A 19,118-nucleotide genomic window follows, 5' to 3' on the forward strand; every position below is an offset into this window, starting at 1 on the left:
GCCGCCGTCTTCTGTCGGCTGAACATCCCCCCGGAAAGGGGGCGCGATGAAAAGAATCCTGATCGGCTTTGCCATTCTGGCGGCGTCTGCCGTTGCCGCATCGGCGCAGGACTGGACCGGCGCCTATGCCGGGATTGGCCTTGGACGGGATGAATTCTCCGGCGGGACCATTCTGAGCGGTCGGAACACGTCCTACGGGCTGCATCTGGGCTATGGCCTGACGGTCGGCAGAGGTCTTTTCGGGGCCGAGCTTGAAACCGTGCCATCCGGCGCCACCCTTGGCGCGGGCGCGCTGAAGGTCGATCGCACCGACCGGATCAAGCTGCGCGCGGGCCGCGATTTCGGGTCGGCGCTGGGATATCTCGTGGCGGGTGGCGCGCGTCTCGACACGTCGGCGGGACACGAGACGGGAGGCGTGGTCGGCCTGGGCCTTGCGATCGATCTGGGCAATGGTTTCGTCCTGAGCGGCGAGGGCCTCCACCACGACTTTGGCCGGATCGACGGGCTAGGCCTCGATCTCGACACCAACAGCCTTTCGCTGCGCGCCTCCTTCAGGTTCTGAGCTTGGTGGGGGGTCGGGATCCCGCAAGCCCGGCCGCAAAGTCGCACAGCGTCCTCAGCGCCCGGCCAAAGGCGTCGTCGTCGATGGTCATCGCCACGCGGACATGACCGGCGGCCGCCGCCCCGAAACTCTCGCCCGGCATCACCGCGATGCGGTGCGCATCCAGCAGCGCGTTGGCAAAGCCTTCCCCGTCCAGCCCCGTTTCGCGGATGTCCAGCATCAGATACATCGCCCCCTGCGACGGCACCGGAACCACCGTGTTCTGGGCGGCAAGGATTTCCCGCGCCAGCGCCCGGCGGCGGCGGAAGGGGGCCGCGACCTCTTCCTCGAGCGGCGCGCCCTGTTCCAGCGCAAAGACGGCGGCATCCTGGATATAGCCCGGCACGCCATAGGTGGTGTGCGTGGCCAGCGTGATCAGATGGGCGATCGCCTCGTCCGGCCCGACGATCCAGCCACAGCGCGACCCGGTCATGGCATGCGACTTGGACATGGATCCCACCACCAGCGTGCGCGCCGTCATGCCGGGCAGGGCGCGGGGGGAGATATGTTCGCCTTCCCACACCTGGGTGTCATAGACCTCGTCCGAGATCAGCCACAGATCGCGATCGCGGCAGACCTGCGCGATGCCGTCGATCGTCCGGCGGGAATAGACCACGCCGGTGGGGTTGTTGGGGCTGTTGATGAGCAACGATGTCGCGCCCTCGGCGGCGGCGTCGATCTCGGCCGGGTCCGGCTGGAACGCGTTTTCGGGCCGCGCCATCACCGGGCGTGGCAGTGCGCCGACGCCGCGGATCGTGCCGGGATAGGTGGCATAATAGGGGTCGATATAGAGCGCCGTGTCCCCTTCGTCGCAGACCGCGTGATGCGCGGCAAAGAGCGCGGCCTGACCGCCGGGGGTGACCAGCACGTTGTCGCGCGTGGTCGGCACGCCGGTGCGCGCCTGCACCCGCGCGGCCACCGCGTCGCGCAAGGAGTCGCTCCCCGGCACCATGGCATAGCCGGTGTGCCCCGCCTTCGCCGCCGCGTGCATCGCATCCAGAATCGCGGGATGGGTGCGGATGTCGTGTTCGCCGATGGTCAGTTCGGTGACGCACTCGCCCGCCGCGATCATCCGTCGCGCGCGATAGAACACGTCCCACCCGTCCGAGCCGCCGCCGGTCAGATGCGTGATGCGGTGTGAAAGTTCCATGTCGGCCTCGCGCGAAGATCCGTTTCGCGCGACAGGGGCAGAGCGGATCCGATTCGTCAATCTCGACGCCGCGCTGTCCGGCTTTGCTCTTGGCGCGGGGGCGGCCGCGTGCTAAGGCAGCGCCCATGAACCGGATCCGCATCATTATCGGCTGCATTCCCTGCTGAAACGCTCGGCGGGCCGGTTTCCTTCGTTTTCTTCCCTGAACGGAATTGCTAAGCCCGCGGCCAGCGCCGGAATGGCGGTCGAAAGGACCTTGGGGACGAATTTGCGATGACGACGATCAGGCTGACCAACACGCGCACCCGCCGGAAGGAAGAGTTCCGCCCGCTCGACCCGAACAACGTGCGGATGTATGTCTGCGGCCCCACGGTCTATGACCGGGCGCATCTGGGCAATGCGCGCCCCGTGGTGGTGTTCGACGTGCTCTACCGTCTGCTGCGGCATGTCTATGGGCCCGATCACGTGACTTACGTGCGCAATTTCACCGACGTGGACGACAAGATCATCGCGCGGTCCGAGCAAACCGGCCGTCCGATCGACCGGATCACCTCCGAGACGACCCAGTGGTTTCTTGACGACATGGGGGCGCTCGGGGCGCTGGAGCCCGACGCCATGCCGCGCGCCACGCAATACATCCCCCAGATGATCGACATGATCGAGACGCTGATTGCCCGCGGCCACGCCTATGCGGCCGAAGGGCATGTGCTGTTCGCGGTGGAGAGCTACAGCGAATACGGCCAACTTTCGGGCCGGTCGGTGGAGGACATGATCGCCGGTGCCCGTGTCGAGGTCGCGCCCTACAAGCGCAACCCGATGGATTTCGTGCTGTGGAAGCCGTCTGCGCCGGACCAGCCGGGCTGGGACAGCCCCTGGGGTCGCGGGCGGCCGGGTTGGCATATCGAATGTTCGGCGATGAGCCATGAGCTGCTGGGTGATCGGTTCGACATCCACGGCGGCGGCAACGACCTGATGTTTCCCCATCACGAAAACGAGATCGCGCAAAGCTGCTGCGCCCATCCTGCGCCCCAGGGCCAGCAGTGCTTTGCGCAGGTATGGCTGCACAACGAGATGCTGCAGGTCGAGGGGCGAAAGATGTCCAAATCCCTGGGCAACTTCTTCACCGTGCATGACCTGCTGGAGCGGGGCGTGCCGGGCGAGGTGATCCGGTTCGTGTTCCTCTCCACCCATTACCGCAAACCGATGGACTGGACCGAGAAGAAGGCGCGCGAGGCCGAGGCGGTGCTGCGCCGCTGGCGCGCGATGGCCGAGGGGGTAACGCCGGCGGAGGCGCCGGACCCGGCGGTGGTGGCGGCGCTGGCCGACGATCTGAACACTCCCGGCGCGATCTCCGAACTGCACCGGCTGGCGAATGCGGGCGATGCGGCGGGGCTGAAGGCATCTGCCGCGCTGCTTGGGCTGCTGGGCGAAGAGACGGGGGCGTGGGCAACGGCGAACGTGGACCTGTCCGCTCATGCCGCGCGGCTTTCCGAGTTGCGCGCCTCGGCGATGGAAACGAAGGACTTTTCCGAAGTGGACCGGATGAAGGCGGCGCTGATCGCCGCGGGCGTCGAGGTGCGGATGAGCAAGGATGGCGTCGAACTGGTGCCTGGCGCGGGGTTCGATCCGTCGAAGCTGGAGGCGGTGGAATGATCAGCGGTTCAGCCTCAGGTTGCGCCCGGCCTGCGCGGGGTGGGCGGGAAGCGCCCGCCCCGTGGGGGGGCGGGACGGGTGCTGGTCGTGATGCCTGCATCACGCCCATCGGGTCGAATGACGGAGCGAGCGCATGACCAGGGAACGCCTCTATATCTACGACACCACCCTGCGCGACGGTCAGCAGACGCAGGGGGTGCAGTTTTCGACGCATGAAAAGGTGCAGATCGCGCAGGCGCTGGACGCGCTGGGCGTGGACTACATCGAAGGCGGCTGGCCCGGCGCCAACCCCACCGACAGCGCCTTTTTCGAGGCCGCGCCAAGGATGCGGGCAAAATTGACCGCCTTTGGCATGACCAAGCGGGCGGGGCGGTCGGCGGCCAATGACGAGGTGCTGGCGGCGGTGCTGAACGCGGGCACCGGCACGGTTTGTCTGGTCGGCAAGGCGCATGACTTTCACGTCACCGACGCGCTGGGGATCACGCTGGAGGAGAATGTCGAGAATATCCGCGCCTCGATCGCCCATGTGGTGGCGCAGGGGCGCGAGGCGCTCTTTGATGCCGAGCATTTCTTTGACGGCTACCGCGACAACCCCGACTATGCGCTGGCAACCTGCCGGGCCGCGATCGAGGCCGGCGCGCGCTGGGTGGTGCTGTGCGACACCAATGGCGGGGCGCTGCCGGCGGATGTGGGCCGGATCGTGGCCGAGGTGATCGCGGCGGGCATTCCCGGCGACCGGCTGGGGATCCACTGCCACAACGACACCGAAAACGCCGTGGCCTGTTCGCTGGCGGCGATCGACGCGGGCGTGCGGCAGGTGCAGGGCACGCTGAACGGGCTGGGCGAACGCTGCGGCAACGCCAACCTAACCAGCCTGATCCCGACGCTGCTGCTCAAGGAGCCCTACGCCAGCCGGCTCGAGACGGGCGTGACGCTGGACGCGCTGGCCGGCATCACCCGGATCAGCCGGATGCTGGACGACATCCTCAACCGCGTGCCGATGAAACAGGCCGCTTACGTCGGTGCCAGCGCCTTTGCCCACAAGGCGGGGCTGCATGCCAGCGCGATTCTCAAGAACCCCTCGACCTATGAGCATGTGCCCCCGGAACGGGTCGGCAACGAACGCATCATCCCGATGTCGAACCAGGCCGGGCAATCGAACCTGCGCCGGCGGCTGGCCGACGCGGGGCTGGAGGTGGAGCGCGGCGATCCGGCGCTGGGACGCATCCTGGAGCGGGTGAAGGCGCGCGAGGATGCCGGCTATGCCTATGATTCGGCGCAGGCCAGTTTCGAGCTGCTGGCGCGCGAGGAGCTGGGGCTGATGCCCGACTTCTTCGACGTGGAACGCTATCGCGTGATCTCCGAACGTCGCCGCAACGCGCGCGGCAACGTGGTGGTGGAATCCGAGGCCGTGGTTACGGTCCAGCTGCGCGACGGGACCAAGCGGACCGGCTATTTCAAGAACGACCACCCGCAGGAGGCGCAGGATGACGGGCCGGTGAACGCGCTGTGGCAGGCGCTCAAGACCGATCTGGGGCCCTATCAAGCGGCGATCGACGACATCCGCCTGACCGATTACAAGGTACGCATCACCAATGGCGGGACCGAGGCTGTGACCCGCGTCATTATCGACTTCGAGGACGGGCAGGGGCGCGCATGGTCCACCGTCGGCGTGAGCCCGAACATCGTGGATGCGTCCTTTGAGGCGCTGAACGACGCGATCCGATGGAAGCTGGTGCGGGACGCCGCCCAGGCGGTGGCGGGGACGGCCCTTGGTCTTTGACGGCGACCTCGCGGCCTGCGCGGACCTGGTGCGGCGGGGCGATCCCGACCGCTTTCTCGCGGCGATGGCCGCGCCCGTTGCCGCGCGGGCGGTGCTGTTTCCGCTTTATGCCTTCAATGTCGAGATTTCCCGCGCCCCCTGGGCCAGCGCCGAGCCGATGATCGCCGAGATGCGGCTGCAATGGTGGCGCGACATGCTCGAGGCCGTCGCGGCGGGTCGCCCGGCCGAGCGGCACGAGGTCGTGGCACCCCTGGCGCGGGTTCTGGACCCAGGCCTGGCCGGGGCGCTGGACGATGCGGTGGTGGCGCGGCGCTGGGACATCTACGGCGACCGTTTCGCGGAGGCGGAGGAACTGGAACGGCATATCGACCGCACGGCCGGCACGCTGATGTGGGTGGCGGCGCGCGCGCTGGGGCCGGCCGAGGAATCGGTGGTGCGGGATTTCGCCATCGCCTCGGGGCTGGCGAACTGGCTGCGGGCGGTGCCGGCCTATCGGGCGCGGGGGCGCGATCCCTTGCCGCCGGGCGCGGATGCGGCGGGCGATCTGGCGCGGCGCGGGCTGGAGCGTCTGGCCCGGGCGCGGCGGGCGCGGGGGGCGGTGTCGCGCGCGGCCCGCCCGGCGCTGCTGGCCGGCTGGCAGGCGGGACCGGTGCTGGCCCAGGCCGCCCGCGATCCGGACCGGGCCGAGGCCGGAACCCTGGGGCAGAGCGAGGCCGGGCGGCGGCTGTCGCTGATGCTGCGGGCGGCGACGGGCCGCTGGTAGCGGCTCAGGCCGAACAGCTCGCCCCGCCCAGCACGCAGAACCGCGCGCAATGGGGATGGTTCAGATGGACCGGGGCCTCTGCCTCGGCCAAGGTTTGCCCCATCTCGAACTGCGCATCATAGGGCAGCAGCGTGCAGGCCAGCACCACCGGCCGCGCCGCGCCCTTGCGTTTCACCACCATCCGGGACGAGGAGCACATCACCTCGTCGGGGGACTTGCCCAGAATGCTCCAGCATTCGGTCGTGATCTCGGGCACCTCGGCGGTTGCGTCCATCTCGGGGAAGAGGACGGTTTGCGCGGGGTCGTCTGCGTCGATCGCAAAGCGTTCGGCCCGGTAGAGCGTGGCATATCCCGCCCGCGCCTGCGCCTCGTCTTCGTCCCACAGCGTACGGCCCGCGACGGTCATGCGAATCCCCGCGTCCCGCAGCCAGCGCATGCCGGCGAGCGTCCTGGCGAAACTGCCCGCACCCCGTTCCTCGTCATGGCGCGCGGCGGAGTAATGGTCCAGTGACACCCGCAGCGTGAGCCGATCGCCAAAGGCGCGGTGCAGCTCTTCCAGACCCGCCCGGACACGGGGGCGCATCATCGGGCGCATGGCATTGGTCAGGATCAGCACTTCGTGCCCGCGCTCCAGCGCGGCGCGGGCCATGCCGATGATTTCGGGATTCATGAAGGGTTCGCCCCCGGTAAAGCCGATCTCGCGCACCGGCCAGCCCCGCTCGGCGATCTGGTCGAGATAGGACACCACCTCGGCCCGTGACAGATAGACCAGCGCGTCATTTGTGGGACTGCTGTCGATGTAGCAATGCGCGCAGGTGATGTTGCACAGCGTCCCGGTATTGAACCACAGCGTTTCGGGATGGGTCAGGGCCACGGAGGCGCGGACCTTGCCATCCGCCGTCACATGCCGGTCGCAAAACTTGCCCATATTGGCGTCCGAATTGACGAGATCCCTCATGCGCTGCTCCCTTCACTGACCTGTCGGGGTGATCTAGCCCGCTGAGCGGACAAAGGAAAAGACGTTACGCGCCGCCTGACAGCTTCGTGATGCGGTGTTATCACTGGGCTGGTGGGCCGTCTGCCGCGACCCATGCGTGCCCGAACCGGAAGGACAGGACATGTTTGCAAAGACCACGGCGGTGGATCCGTTCGATCTGGTGATCTTCGGCGGCACCGGAGATCTGGCGCGGCGCAAGATCCTGCCGGCGCTGTATCGGCGTTTCTGCGCGGGGCAGTTCCGCGAGGGCGCGCGAATCATCGGCGCCGCGCGCGCCGATCTGGGAACCCGCGGCTATCGCGCCTTCGTCGCCGAGGCGCTGCGCGAAGCCGCCGCAGAGGAGGCGGGCGACGCCGCGGCGCTGGACGCCTTTCTTGCCACGCTGGATTATGTGTCGCTGGACGCGCGCGGCGACAGGGGGTGGCCGGAACTGGCGGCGAAGCTGACCGAGGACCGGGTGCGCGCCTGCTTCTTTTCGGTGGGGCCGAGCCTCTTTGCGCCGCTGGCCGAACGGTTGCGCAGGCACGGGATCGTCACTGACCGCACCCGCATCGTGGTGGAAAAGCCCTTCGGCCACGATCTGGACAGCGCGCGCGCGCTGAACGCCACGCTGGCCGCGCATTTCCATGAACGCCAGATCTTTCGCATCGACCATTATCTGGGCAAGGAGACGGTGCAGAACCTGATGGCGGTGCGCTTTGGCAACATGCTGTTCGAGCCGCTGTGGAACAGTCTCTTCGTCGATCACGTCCAGATCACCGTGGCCGAAGCGGTCGGCGTGCGCGGGCGCGGCGAATATTACGACCGGGCCGGTGCGATGCGCGACATGGTGCAGAACCACCTGATGCAGCTGTTGTGCCTGATCGCGATGGAGCCGCCGTCGAAATTCGATCCCGACGCGGTGCGCGATGAAAAGCTGAAGGTCATCCGCGCGCTTGACCCGGTTCAGCCACACCACATCGTGCGCGGGCAATATGTCGCGGCCCCCGGTCGGGACGAACCGGGCTATCGCGAAGAGGTGGGCAATCCGCGCTCGACCACCGAAACCTATGTCGCGCTGAAGGTCGGGATCTCGAACTGGCGCTGGGCCGGCACGCCGATCTACCTGCGCACGGGCAAGCGGCTGGTGGCGCGCTCCTCGGTCATCAACGTGGTGTTCAAGCACGCGCCGCATTCCATATTCGGCGAGGACGCCGGCCAGCACGCCAACATCCTGTCGATCCGCCTGCAACCCAACGAAGGGATCACCCTGCAGGTGACGATCAAGGAGCCGGGGCCGGGCGGCATCCGGCTGATCGACGTGCCGCTGGACATGACCTTTGCGGAGGCGCTGGGCCCCGAGGGCGCGCATCACCCGGACGCCTATGAGCGGCTGGTGGTGGACGTGCTGCGCGGCAACCAGACGCTGTTCATGCGCGGCGACGAGGTCGAAGCCGCCTGGGCCTGGACCGATCCGATCATCGAAGGCTGGGAATCCCGCGGCGATGTGCCTAAACCTTATGAAGTCGGCAGCACCGGCCCCACCGATGCCGAGCTGCTGATGCGACGCGACAACCGCAGATGGCTGGGGATACGTCCATGAACCTTGTCGAATACGCCGACCGCGATCTGTTGGCGATGGATGTCGCCAACCTGTTGGCGGGAGAGTTGAAATCCGCCCTTCTGGCCCGGGACACCGTGTCCTTTGCCGTGCCGGGGGGCACCACGCCGGGGCCGATCTTCGATGCGCTTTGCGCGGCCAACCTTGATTGGGACCGCGTCTATGTTCTGCCCACCGACGAACGCTGGGTTCCGCAGGACAGCGAACGGTCGAACGGTCGGCTGATAACCTCGCGCCTGCTGGTCAACCGCGCCGCTGCGGCGCAGTTTCTGCCGCTTCATGCCGATACGGAAAATCCCGAAGACGTGCTGCCCGAGCTCGAGGCGCAGATCGCGCCGCATCTGCCGCTTTCGGTGCTGCTGCTGGGGATGGGGGCGGACATGCATGTGGCCTCGCTCTTTCCCGGTGCGCCGGGTCTGGCCGAGGCGCTGGCCCCCGATGCGCCGATCCTGGCCGTGACCCGGCCGGCCAGCCAGCCGGAACCGCGTGTCACCCTGACCGCACCGGTGCTGAACGGGGCACTGTCCAAGCACATCGTGATCCTTGGCAAGGACAAGCGCGAGGCGCTGGAAAAGGCGCGGTTCCTCGAGCCTGACGAGGCCCCGGTGACGGCGGTTCTGTCGGGTGCGACCGTCCATTGGGCCGAATAGGCGGGGCGCGCGGCGCGCGGCGAAAATTTTGTGCGGCGAACCCGCTGGACCCTCTTGCAGAGGGGGGCGACTCTGGGTATTAGCCTGCCTCGCGGGTGATTAGCTCAGTGGTAGAGCGCTTCGTTCACATCGAAGATGTCGGGAGTTCGAATCTCTCATCACCCACCATTCCCCTTCACCGCGTGTTCGTCCTTGGTGATGCTCGGCGACGATGATGCTGACGCGCCCGGAGGGTTGAAGCGGGTTCTTTTCTGGCGAGGGGCTTGATGGACGAGGCGGCACTGTCAATCCGTGAAACGAATTGGCGGCGAATGGGGCTGGCGTGGGCGCGGGGTCGGGGCTATGTGGATGCTATGCTGAACCGGATCTTTCATGGGGCGCCGACCGACCGGCCGCCGCTGGTGATCGCGCACGGGCTTTATGGCTCGGGGCGGAACTGGGGCGTGATCGCGCGGCGTCTGTCGGATGAGCGCCAGGTGATCGCCGTGGACATGCGCAACCACGGGGCCAGCCCCTGGAGCGACCGTCACGGCTATGAGGAGATGGCGGCGGACTTGGCCGAAGTGATCGAGGCCGCCGGCGGGCAGGCGGACGTGGTGGGCCATTCCATGGGTGGCAAGGCGGCGATGGCGCTGGCGCTGCTCTATCCCGATCTGGTGCGTCGGCTGGTGGTGGCCGACATCGCGCCGGTGACCTACACGCACACGCAACTACCCTATATTCAGGCGATGCGCGCGGTGGATCTGGACCGGGTGGAGCGGCGGTCGGATGCCGAGGCGATGCTGGCCGAACAGGGGGTCGAGCGCGCGTTGCAGAGCTTTTTTACGCAATCGCTGGACGTGGCGAACCGGCGCTGGCGGCTGAATCTGGATACGCTCGAGACCGAGATGGCCAGGATCATGTCCTTTCCCGAACTGGGCCGGCGTTGGGACGGCCCGGCGCTGTTTCTGGCCGGGGCGGAATCGGGCTATGTCCGGCCCGAACATCGCGACGCAATCCGGGCGCTGTTCCCCAAGGCGCGATTCGCGCGGATTCCCGGTGCCGGGCACTGGCTCCATGCAGAAAGGCCGCGGGAATTCGAGGCGGCGGTGCGGGCGTTTCTGAACGCGGATCCGGCCGAGGAGAACGGGCCGGCGGGCGGGCAGGCGCGGGGCGCGTGACCGGCGTCGGGACCGGGGCGCTGCCCCGGACCCCGGGGTATTTCCAACCAGAAAGAAGCTGAAGGGCGGCGCCTTGCCTGGCCGGGCGGGCTACATGCCGGGATCCATGCCTTCGAGCTTGTCTCCGGTCCAGTCGTTCAGGCCGCCGAGGTTGTAGACCTCGCGATAGCCCATATCCATGAGGATTTTGCCGGCCAGTGCGGCGCGGCCGCCGCTGGCGCAGTGGAGAACCACAGGGCGGTCGGGGTCCATCACCGGGTCGTGGAAGGGCGAGTCGGGGTCGGCGCGGAATTCGAGCATCCCGCGGGGGATGTGGTGGGCGCCCACGGCGCGGCCATTGCGTTCCAGTTCGGGCGCGTCGCGGACGTCCAGCAGCAGCGCGCCGCCGGCGACCAGTTCTTCGGCCCGTTTGCCGTCGATGCGCTGGACCATGGCATTGGCCTCGGCCAGCAGGTCCTTGAGTTTGAGGGGCATGGGATTCTCCGTGTTGTGCGTTGCGGAACAGGTAACATTCAATTCGCGGAAGGTGTAGCCCCGTCGCGGCATTTCCCGCCCAGTTGTCTGGACAGGGCAGGGGAGACGGGGCAAAAGCGGTCGCGATGAGGGGAACGGTCTTGGACGAAGCGGAAAGGACCGCGGCGGATATCGCGCGGGTTGCCGCGTTGATGCGGGAACGATTGGGGGTGTCGGGCGGGACGCTGGCCGCCTGTCTGGCGCGGGCGGGCCGGCAGCTGCCTTGGCGTATTCGTCGGCAGGCGTGGCGGCTGGCCGAGGCGGAGCCGAGCCTTGAGCATCCCAGGATCGGCCTGGTGGTGGATCATCGACGCCTGCGCGGGGCGGCGCGCGAGGTGCGGGCGCATCTGGAGCGGATCGACCTGGCCGACCGGCGCAAGGGCTGGTGGCTGGGGGTGCTGGCCGGGGCGGCCTTCAACATTCTTCTGTTCGGCGTGTTGCTGGTTCTGGTCCTGCGCTGGAAGGGCCTGATCTGAGGTCAGCCTCGCGGGGCGCGGGTGGGTTTGCCGTCGATCGTGGTGGCATTGCGTTCGTCCCAATAGGCGCGGATGTCATCGTCTGACTTGGCGTCCACCCATTTCTGCATGGTGTCACGTTCGCCCAGAAATTCCATGCGCGGCACCGCGTAGCCGCAGGAGGTCTGCACGAGGTTCACATCCAGATCGAAAATCTGGCGGGCGCTGCGATGGGCCGGGAAATGAACGGCGCGATCAGCCCAACCGTCGTCATTCACATGAAAGGCTCGCGCCGTGCCGTAGCAGCGCAGGATCAGCGGTCGCGTGGCGAAGGAACACCACATCAGCGTCATTCGCGGGCTTTCCAGCAGGTGCCCGGCCGTTTCGTTGCCGCTGCCGGTGAGGTTCATCCACAGGATCCGGTTCGGCCCCATCACGCGCAGACTGTCCATGCCCTTGGGCGAGACGTTCACCCGCCCCTCGGGCGCCGCCGTGCCCACGAAGAAGACGTGCTGGTCTTCGATGAAGGCACGGTGCGCGGGTTCGATGCGGGTGAACTGCCTGGCCATGCGCTATTCCACGGTCACGGATTTCGCCAGGTTGCGCGGCTGGTCCACATCCGTGCCCTTGGCCACCGCCGTGTGATAGGCCAGAAGCTGCGCCGGGACCGCATAGACGATCGGGGCGAGGCTTTCGTGGACATGCGGCATGTGGATGCCGGCCCAAAGGCCTTCGGCTGCCTCGGCAATGCCGTCGGCGTCGGACACGAGGATCACCTTGCCCTTGCGCGCCATCACCTCCTGCATGTTCGACACGGTCTTGTCGAACAGCCGATCGCGGGGTGCGAAGACGACCACCGGCATCTGGTCGTCGATCAGCGCGATGGGGCCGTGCTTCAGCTCGCCCGATGCATAAGCTTCGGCGTGGATATAGCTGATTTCCTTGAGCTTCAGCGCCCCTTCGAGGGCAAGCGGATACATCAGGCCGCGCCCCAGGAACAGCATGTCGCGCGACTGCGCCAGGCGCCCGGCGGCGCTGCGGATCGCGTCGTTCTGATCCAGCGCGGCGTTCAGAACCGAGGGCAGCCCGCGCAGGGCGGCGGCGTGATCGGCCAGTTGATCCGCGCTCAGCGTGCCCCGGTCGGCGGCGGCCTTGAGCGCCAGCATCAGCAGCACCGCAAGCTGGCAGGTGAAGGCCTTGGTCGAGGCCACGCCGATCTCGGGGCCGGCGTGGATCTGCAGCGCCAGATCGCTTTCCCGCGCGATCGAGCTTTCGGGGACGTTCACCACCGACAGGATCCGGTCGGCCTTGCCCGCGCAATAGCGCAGCGCGGCCAGCGTGTCGGCGGTCTCGCCGGACTGGGACACGAACAGGGCCAGGCTGCGGGCCGGGATCGGCGGTTCGCGATAGCGGAACTCCGAGGCGATATCGACCTCGACCGGCAGGCGGGCCAGCTGTTCGAACCAGTATTTCGCGGTGAGGCAGGCATAGAAGGCCGTGCCGCAGGCCACCATGGTCAGCCGGTCCACCGCCGCGAAATCCAGATCCGTGTCGGGCAGGATCACGCTGTCGCCACCCGCAGGCAGATAGTGGCGAATCGATTCGGCGATCACCGTGGGCTGTTCGGCGATCTCCTTGGCCATGAAGTGCCTGTGCCCGCCCTTGTCCACGCGGGCGCTGTCGATTTCGACCCTGCGGATCTCGCGGTTTGCCGGTCGGCCGGCGGCATCGAAAATCTCCGCCCCCGAGCGGCGGATCACGGCGCGGTCGCCCTCTTCCAGATAGGTGATCCGGTCGGTCAGCGGGGCCAGCGCGATCGCGTCGGAACCGATGAACATCTCGCCATCGCCATGCCCGATCGCCAGCGGCGAGCCCTTGCGGGCCGCAACGATCAGGTCGTCCTCGCCTTCGAACAGGAAGGCGAGCGCAAAGGCGCCCTCGAGCCGGTCCAGCGCCCGGAACGCGGCCTCGACCGGCCCGGCGCCTTCGGCCATGTAGTGCTGGGTCAGCAGGGCGACGGTTTCGGTGTCGGTTTCCGTGCAGGGCTCGATCCCGGCCTCGGCGAGCTCGGCGCGCAATTCGCGGTAGTTTTCGATGATGCCGTTATGGACCACGGCGACCCGTCCGGCCTGGTGGGGGTGGGCGTTGTCCACGGTGGGCGCGCCGTGCGTGGCCCAGCGAGTGTGTCCGATGCCGGCCTTTCCGGCCAGCGGGTCGTGCACCAGAATGTCGCTGAGATTGACCAGCTTGCCCACCGCCCGGCGGCGGTCCAGCCGACCGCCATTCACCGTGGCGATGCCGGCGCTGTCATAGCCGCGATATTCCAGCCGCTTGAGCGCCTCGATCAGGATAGGGGCGGCTTCGTGTTTGCCCAGAACGCCGATGATGCCGCACATCAGTTCTGCCCCTTCTGTTTGTTTGCCTTCCTGGCGCGCAGCATTTCCATGAGCCGCCGCGCGTAGCCGGGCCGGTTTTCCTGTGGCACCCGGGCGATGGCCAGCGCGCCGGGCTCGACATCCCGCGTGACCACGGTTCCGGTGGCCGTCATCGCCGCGTCGCCCACCTTCACGGGCGCCACCAGCATCGTGTCCGAGCCGATGAACACGTCGCGCCCGATTTCGGTGCGGTGCTTCATCACGCCGTCATAATTGCAGGTGATGGTGCCTGCGCCGACATTCGTGCGCGCCCCGATCGTGGCGTCGCCGACATAGGACAGGTGGTTGATCTTGGCGCCTTCATCCACCTGGGCGTTCTTGATCTCGACGAAGTTGCCCACATGCACGTCCTCGGCCAGTTCCGCGCCGGGACGCAGCCGGGCAAAGGGGCCGATGATCGCGCCGCGGCTGACATGGCAGCCCTCGAGATGGGAAAAGGCGCGGATCCGGGCGCCCGATTCCACCGTCACGCCGGGGCCGAAGACCACGTTGGGTTCGACCACCGCATCGCGGCCGATCACCGTGTCGAGCGAGAGAAACACCGTCTCGGGCGCCATCAGCGTTACGCCGTTCTCCATCAGCGCGGCGCGGGCGCGGGCCTGAAAGGCAGCCTCGGCCGCAGCCAGTTCGGTGCGCGAGTTCACGCCCAGGGTTTCGGCTTCGTCGCAGGCGATGGCGGTGACCGACAGCCCCCGCGCGCGGGCCAGTTCCACCACGTCGGTCAGATAGTATTCGCCCGCGGCATTGTCGTTGCCGACCTGTGAAATCAGGTCGAACAGGGTGGCCGCGTCGGCCGCCATGAGACCGGAATTGCAAAAGCTTATGCGGCGTTCCTCATCCGAGGCGTCCTTGAATTCGACGATTCGCTCCAGCGTGTCGCCATTCATCACCAGCCGGCCGTAGCGGCCGGGGTCGGCGGCGTCGAAGCCCAGCACGATCACGTCGTGATGTGCCCGCGCGGCCGCCATCCGCTCCAGCGTTTCGGGCCGCAGAAAGGGCGTGTCGCCGTAAAGGACCACCACATCGCCGTCGAAGCCGTCGAGCGCGGGCCGCGCCTGCGCCACCGCATGGGCGGTGCCGAGCTGTTCTTCTTGCAGCACGACATCCACGCGGTCGTCGATGTCGCGCGCGGCCTTTGTGACCGCGTCGGCGCCATGACCGGCCACCACGACGATCCGTTCGGGGTCAAGCGCGGCGCCGGCCCGCATGGCGTGCGCCAGCATCGGTGCCTGTCCGATCGGGTGCAGAACCTTGGGCAGATCGGAATTCATCCGGGTGCCCTTGCCCGCGGCGAGGATAATCAGGGAAATGCTCATAAACCGATTTCTCTTTGTCATTTTGTGGCGCCCGTTTTATCCGCTGGCGTCAGGGGTGCAAGCGATCTGCCGTTCAAACTAGGTTGCGGCTTGCAACAAGTCTGGGCAGGAACCTGCCAAGGGGGTGCGATGCGCACGGTGATCTTCGATCTGGACGGCACGCTGGCCGATACCTCGGGCGATCTGATCGCGGCGGCGAACCATTGTTTCCGGGCGATGGGGCTGGGCGACGTGCTGGACCCGGCCAAGGACCAGGCCATCGCGCTGCGCGGCGGCAAGATGATGCTGACCCGGGGGCTGGAGCGGATCGGGCGCTTTGATCCGGCCGTGGTCGAAAACTATTATCCGGTTCTTCTGGAAGCGTATGCCGAGGCGATCGACGTCTATACCTTTCTTTATCCCGGCGCCATGGAGGCGGTGGAAAGTTTGAAAATTCAGGGCTTTGGGGTCGGGATCTGCACCAACAAGCCCGAGCGTCTGGCTGATCTGCTGTTGCGGCGGCTGGGGGTGCGCGAGGCGTTCGGCGCGCTGGTGGGGGCGGACACGTTGCCGGTGCGCAAGCCCGACCCCGAACCCCTGCGCGAGGCGGCGCGGCGCGCGGGTGGCGATCCGGCGCGCTGCGTGCTGATCGGTGATTCGGATACCGACCGCAAGACCGCGCGCGCGGCGGGCGTGCCTTGCGTTCTGGTGACCTTCGGCCCCGCGGGCGAGGACATGGCCGCGCTGGAGCCGGAGGCGCTGTTGCACCGGTTCGAGGATCTGCCGGATCTGGTCGCCGCGATCGGGGCTTGAGCGCGCCCGGGACTGCCGCGGCCGGGGGCTCTTTCCGCGGGCGGTGAAAGGGGTATTTGTGACCAGAAAGAAGCAGGACCGGGGGCACCTCAGGCGCCGCCGAGCGTAGTGAGGGCGCCGTCGCGGGCGATGAGCGTGGCGTGGGGGCGGCCTGGCAGGCGGCGCAGCGCGGTCCGGATCTGCCGGCGCGGCATCAGGCAGAACGCGGTCGAGGCGGCATCGGCGATGGTGGCGCTGTCGGCGGTGACGCTGACGGTGGACCAGCGCGGCGGGGTCGTCCCCCGCGGGTTCAGGATGTGGGATGTGCGCCGCAGCATCATTGCGGCGGGGCCGGAGGTGGCGATGCAGCGGTCGGTGAACGTGCGGGTGGCGACGAGGCCGCGCGCGGGATCGGCCAGCCCCAGCCGGAACGGGCCGCCGAGGGCCGCGAATTCGCCGATATTGACCAGGGCGCGGGTGAAGCCGCGGGCGTGCAGCGCGGCACGGGCCAGGTCGGTGGCGAACCCCTGGGCGATGCCGTTGAAGGTCAACGCCTGGCCGGGCGCCAGTGCGATGCGGTCGGGGCGGATGACAACCCGGTCGAACCCTACCGCGCGGCGGGCGTCGGCGGGATCCTCGCCGCGCGCCAGCGCCGCCCAAAGCGGCTGGATCGTGGGGTCGAACAGCCCGTCCGTTGCGACATGAACCACCGCGGCGGCCTCCATGAGGTCGATGAATTTGCGATCCGGGTCAACGAGTTGCCCCTCTCTGTTGAGGTGCGAAAGGGCTGAGCGAGGGTCGTAGATGCTGAAGAGCTGTTCGACCTCGACCAGCAGCGCGCGGATTTCGGCGATCGCGGCGCGCGCCTGTGGTTCGGGGGCGTGGAAGGGTCAGGCTCACCTCGGCGCCGAGCGCGCGGCCCTGCCAGCGGATCGGCGGCGCGGGCGCGGCGGTCGGGCCGATGGCGGCGGTTGCGGCGGCCAGCGCGATGAAGCGGCGGCGGTTGAGCCGGGTCATTCGGCGGCCTCCATGGGTCTGCCGTTGCGCCGACGCCGGTCGAGGATCAGCGGCACGCAGCGGCTGGAGCTGTTGTGGATCGTTACGCAGTCGAGGCAGGCGAAACATTCCGAATAGGTGATGGCCCCGTCGGGGCGGATCGCGCGATACCTGCACTGCACGCGACAGAGCTGGCAGGGGCTGCCGCATTCGGCGCGCCGGGCGATCCATTTGCGGCCGCGCAGCAGGCCTCCGATCGCCATGAAGGCCCCCAAGGGGCACAGATAGCGGCAGAAGCCCTTGAACAGAAACAGCCCCGAGACCAGCCAGAACCCGGCATAGAGCACATAATACCAGTCGCGCACGAAGAAGGTGGTGATCGCGGTCTTGAAGGGTTCGATCTCGGCCGCCTTGTCCACGTTGTCGGGGGTGATGAACACCGTCGCCACCAGCCCGGCGAGGGCGATGTATTTCAGCCCCTTCAGCCGGGCGTCCCATTTTGCCGGCAGGTCGAACTGCGGTAGGCGCAGCAGGCGGCCCAGATGGTGGGCGAATTCCTGCAAGGCTCCGAACGGGCAGAGCCAGCCGCAGAAATAGCCGCGCCCCAACAGCACGAAACCGAGGATCGCAAAGCCCCAGATCAGCAGCGAGAACGGATCATAGAGCAGGAAGGCGTAGCTGCCGCCCTCCCGCGCGGCGCGGATCGCGCCCAGAACCGTGACGATGGAGAGCTGCCCTTGGCCCCACCAGCCGATGAAACCGGTGACGACCGCCAGAATTGCTAGGCGCGCGGGGGTAAAACCCTTGTGATCGGCCAGCGGGTTCATGCGAGGGGCCAGAACGGCGGTGAGGCCGACCAGAAAGAGGCTCAGCACGATCAGGTCGCCCCGGCGGTTGCGCAGCGCGTCGAGCCAGGGCGGGGCGGCTTCGACCTTGCCGGAGCGAACAAAGAACCGTTCCGGCGTGGCATGCGGCACCTCGATCGTGACGGATCCGGTTTCGGGCTGGAACATGCCGTGTTCGCGCACCGCCAGCACCCTGAGCGTCCAGGGGCTGGCCGGGTCGAAGCCCAGCCGCCGGTCGGTGCGCAGGATCATGGCGACCCCGTCGTGCATCTCGGGCGGCAGGTCGTCGGACAGCTCCACCAGCAGGTCACTGTCGCGCAGCGCCACCGGAAGCCCGCCCTGTTCGGCGGTCAGCCAGTCGGGCGCGGTGTTGCGCACGAATTCGGGGCTGACCAGCCCGTGCCGGCCGGTTTCGATCAAGAGAATCGGCTCTTCGTCCGGCGAGAGTTCAAGAAATCCCTGCAACTCCTTGAATCCGCTGTCGGACAGAACTGCGCGGGCAATGGATTTCGGGCCGACATCCACCACCCACAGGTCCAGATAGGGGGCGTCTGGGTTCTCTCTGGCCTCGGGGTCGTCGTCCTCCCAGAGCGTGCCGTCGAACATCGCGTCGATATCTGCATTGGTGACCACCTTGTGCGTGACGATACCGTGGTCCAGCAGATCGGCCCAGGTCAGCGGCTCGTCGTGTTCGGGGTCGGGGTGGGCGGGCGGTGTGGTGTTGATGCCCTTCATCTTTTCCCGCGCCACGGCCAGCGCGGCGGCCATGATCGATTCATGGGCGATGCGCACCGACGCGGTCGCCTTGGTCACGCCGTCCAGATAGACCAGCGACCCGCCGCCGCCCGCGCCGTAGGGGGTGCCCACGACGATCGAGTCGGAAATCGACAGCCCGCCATATTGCTGAAGGAACTGGCGAAAGGGGGCCTCGCCCAGTCCCGACACGAAGATCGGTTCGTTCTGCTCGATCAGGCGGACGTCGATGAAGCGGCCTTCGAGATCAAGCACCACCAGCATGTTGATCGGCGCGCCGGAAAAGCCAGGCAGCGGGGCCAGCGGTTCGGTTTCGAACACATAGCCGGCCAGCGCGCCGCCGGAGTTCAGCAGCTCGTGCACGCCGCGATCGTTCAGCGGCTTGCCGACCGAATAGGGCGGCATCACGTATTCGGCGATCTGTTCGGCCGTCATCGGTTCGGCCCGCGCAGGGGCGGGCGGAAGCACCGACCAGATCATGACGAGAAGAGCCAGCGCGCCGGCTGCTACCCTGGAGCCGGAGGAAACCCAGCCAGTGGAGGATGAAGGATGGCCTGGAGCGCACCGAAACTGAAGGAAGTCAACTGCGGCATGGAGATCAACATGTATTCTCCGTCCGAGGACGAGGGCCGAGACTACGAGCGCGACCTGTTCTGAGTCGCCCCGACACGGCAGGC

18 protein-coding genes and 1 tRNA gene are annotated in these 19,118 nt (G+C 67.6%); 11 read left to right on the forward strand and 8 right to left on the reverse strand.

The annotated features are described in order from the left end of the window. Window positions 1-46: 46 nt before the first annotated feature. Window positions 47-562 (forward strand): outer membrane protein, encoded by a 516-nt coding sequence (locus C4S70_RS01140; RefSeq protein ID WP_104006266.1) that lies wholly within the window; start codon window positions 47-49, stop codon window positions 560-562. Here the strand turns inward: C4S70_RS01140 and C4S70_RS01145 are convergent. Next, complete coding sequence (locus C4S70_RS01145) at window positions 552-1,751, reverse strand: pyridoxal phosphate-dependent aminotransferase (RefSeq protein ID WP_104006267.1); 1,200 nt, start codon at window positions 1,749-1,751, stop codon at window positions 552-554. The two genes, C4S70_RS01140 and C4S70_RS01145, sit on opposite strands and share 11 nt — an antisense overlap. Window positions 1,752-2,024: 273 nt before the next feature. Here C4S70_RS01145 and cysS point away from each other — a divergent pair, with 273 nt between their 5' ends. From cysS to C4S70_RS01160, 3 genes are all read left to right on the forward strand, one after another. Then, window positions 2,025-3,404 carry a cysteine--tRNA ligase gene (cysS, locus tag C4S70_RS01150; protein ID WP_104006268.1) on the forward strand — a complete coding sequence of 460 codons (1,380 nt, stop codon included), beginning with the start codon at window positions 2,025-2,027 and terminating at the stop codon, window positions 3,402-3,404. A gap of 133 nt (window positions 3,405-3,537) precedes the next feature. After that, window positions 3,538-5,187 (forward strand): citramalate synthase, encoded by a 1,650-nt coding sequence (cimA, locus tag C4S70_RS01155; RefSeq protein ID WP_104006269.1) that lies wholly within the window; start codon window positions 3,538-3,540, stop codon window positions 5,185-5,187. Then, the gene (locus C4S70_RS01160) at window positions 5,177-5,950 is read left to right on the forward strand and encodes a squalene/phytoene synthase family protein (RefSeq protein WP_104006270.1); all 774 of its coding nucleotides are present in this window, start codon (window positions 5,177-5,179) and stop codon (window positions 5,948-5,950) included. The genes cimA and C4S70_RS01160 overlap by 11 nt, the downstream gene beginning before the upstream one ends. A 4-nt stretch (window positions 5,951-5,954) precedes the next feature. Here the strand turns inward: C4S70_RS01160 and C4S70_RS01165 are convergent, their stop codons facing one another. Further along, window positions 5,955-6,908: a radical SAM protein gene (locus tag C4S70_RS01165; protein ID WP_104006271.1), complete on the reverse strand. Its 954-nt coding sequence runs from the start codon at window positions 6,906-6,908 to the stop codon at window positions 5,955-5,957. Between the two features lie 160 nt (window positions 6,909-7,068). Between C4S70_RS01165 and zwf the strand changes: the two genes are divergently transcribed. The 4 genes from zwf to C4S70_RS01185 all read left to right on the forward strand — a co-directional run bounded on the left by zwf (window position 7,069) and on the right by C4S70_RS01185 (window position 10,357). Beyond that, entirely contained in the window at window positions 7,069-8,529 is a 1,461-nt protein-coding gene (gene zwf, locus C4S70_RS01170) for a glucose-6-phosphate dehydrogenase (RefSeq protein WP_104006272.1), read from the forward strand. Further along, window positions 8,526-9,197 carry a 6-phosphogluconolactonase gene (gene pgl / locus C4S70_RS01175; protein ID WP_104006273.1) on the forward strand — a complete coding sequence of 224 codons (672 nt, stop codon included), beginning with the start codon at window positions 8,526-8,528 and terminating at the stop codon, window positions 9,195-9,197. Before zwf ends, pgl begins: the two co-directional genes overlap by 4 nt. Window positions 9,198-9,290: 93 nt before the next feature. Continuing rightward, window positions 9,291-9,365: transfer RNA gene (locus C4S70_RS01180), tRNA-Val, on the forward strand. A 143-nt stretch (window positions 9,366-9,508) separates the two neighbouring features. Continuing rightward, the gene (locus C4S70_RS01185) at window positions 9,509-10,357 is read left to right on the forward strand and encodes an alpha/beta fold hydrolase (protein WP_380218755.1); all 849 of its coding nucleotides are present in this window, start codon (window positions 9,509-9,511) and stop codon (window positions 10,355-10,357) included. A 90-nt stretch (window positions 10,358-10,447) separates the two neighbouring features. Here C4S70_RS01185 and C4S70_RS01190 read toward each other — a convergent pair whose 3' ends face one another. Next, window positions 10,448-10,831: a rhodanese-like domain-containing protein gene (locus C4S70_RS01190; protein ID WP_104006274.1), complete on the reverse strand. Its 384-nt coding sequence runs from the start codon at window positions 10,829-10,831 to the stop codon at window positions 10,448-10,450. Between the two features lie 140 nt (window positions 10,832-10,971). Here C4S70_RS01190 and C4S70_RS01195 point away from each other — a divergent pair, with 140 nt between their 5' ends. Beyond that, a complete protein-coding gene (locus C4S70_RS01195) occupies window positions 10,972-11,346 on the forward strand; it encodes a hypothetical protein (RefSeq protein WP_235003633.1) in 375 nt (124 codons plus the stop codon). A 2-nt stretch (window positions 11,347-11,348) separates the two neighbouring features. Here the strand turns inward: C4S70_RS01195 and C4S70_RS01200 are convergent, their stop codons facing one another. From C4S70_RS01200 to glmU, 3 genes are read right to left on the reverse strand one after another with little or no spacing between them, the layout of a single operon-like run. Continuing rightward, the gene (locus C4S70_RS01200; protein WP_104006275.1) at window positions 11,349-11,894 is read right to left on the reverse strand and encodes a pyridoxamine 5'-phosphate oxidase family protein; all 546 of its coding nucleotides are present in this window, start codon (window positions 11,892-11,894) and stop codon (window positions 11,349-11,351) included. A 3-nt stretch (window positions 11,895-11,897) separates the two neighbouring features. Continuing rightward, window positions 11,898-13,721 carry a glutamine--fructose-6-phosphate transaminase (isomerizing) gene (glmS, locus tag C4S70_RS01205; RefSeq protein ID WP_104006276.1) on the reverse strand — a complete coding sequence of 608 codons (1,824 nt, stop codon included), beginning with the start codon at window positions 13,719-13,721 and terminating at the stop codon, window positions 11,898-11,900. Further along, window positions 13,721-15,076: a bifunctional UDP-N-acetylglucosamine diphosphorylase/glucosamine-1-phosphate N-acetyltransferase GlmU gene (glmU, locus tag C4S70_RS01210; RefSeq protein ID WP_104006277.1), complete on the reverse strand. Its 1,356-nt coding sequence runs from the start codon at window positions 15,074-15,076 to the stop codon at window positions 13,721-13,723. The genes glmS and glmU overlap by 1 nt, the downstream gene beginning before the upstream one ends. Window positions 15,077-15,205: 129 nt before the next feature. On the opposite strand from glmU, the gene C4S70_RS01215 reads away from it, so the two are divergent. Next, window positions 15,206-15,868, forward strand: coding sequence for an HAD-IA family hydrolase (locus C4S70_RS01215; protein WP_104006278.1), 663 nt, complete (start codon window positions 15,206-15,208; stop codon window positions 15,866-15,868). An 89-nt stretch (window positions 15,869-15,957) separates the two neighbouring features. Here C4S70_RS01215 and C4S70_RS01220 read toward each other — a convergent pair whose 3' ends face one another. Then, entirely contained in the window at window positions 15,958-16,701 is a 744-nt protein-coding gene (locus C4S70_RS01220; protein WP_104006279.1) for an FAD:protein FMN transferase, read from the reverse strand. Window positions 16,702-16,860: 159 nt separating this feature from the next. Next, complete coding sequence (locus tag C4S70_RS01225; RefSeq protein ID WP_235003634.1) at window positions 16,861-18,876, reverse strand: 4Fe-4S binding protein; 2,016 nt, start codon at window positions 18,874-18,876, stop codon at window positions 16,861-16,863. Window positions 18,877-18,990: 114 nt separating this feature from the next. Here C4S70_RS01225 and pqqA point away from each other — a divergent pair, with 114 nt between their 5' ends. Next, entirely contained in the window at window positions 18,991-19,098 is a 108-nt protein-coding gene (gene pqqA / locus C4S70_RS01230) for a pyrroloquinoline quinone precursor peptide PqqA (RefSeq protein WP_104006281.1), read from the forward strand. The last annotated feature ends 20 nt before the right edge of the window (window positions 19,099-19,118 follow it).

Source organism: Jhaorihella thermophila, assembly GCF_900108275.1.
Taxonomy (GTDB): Bacteria; Pseudomonadota; Alphaproteobacteria; order Rhodobacterales; family Rhodobacteraceae; genus Jhaorihella; species Jhaorihella thermophila.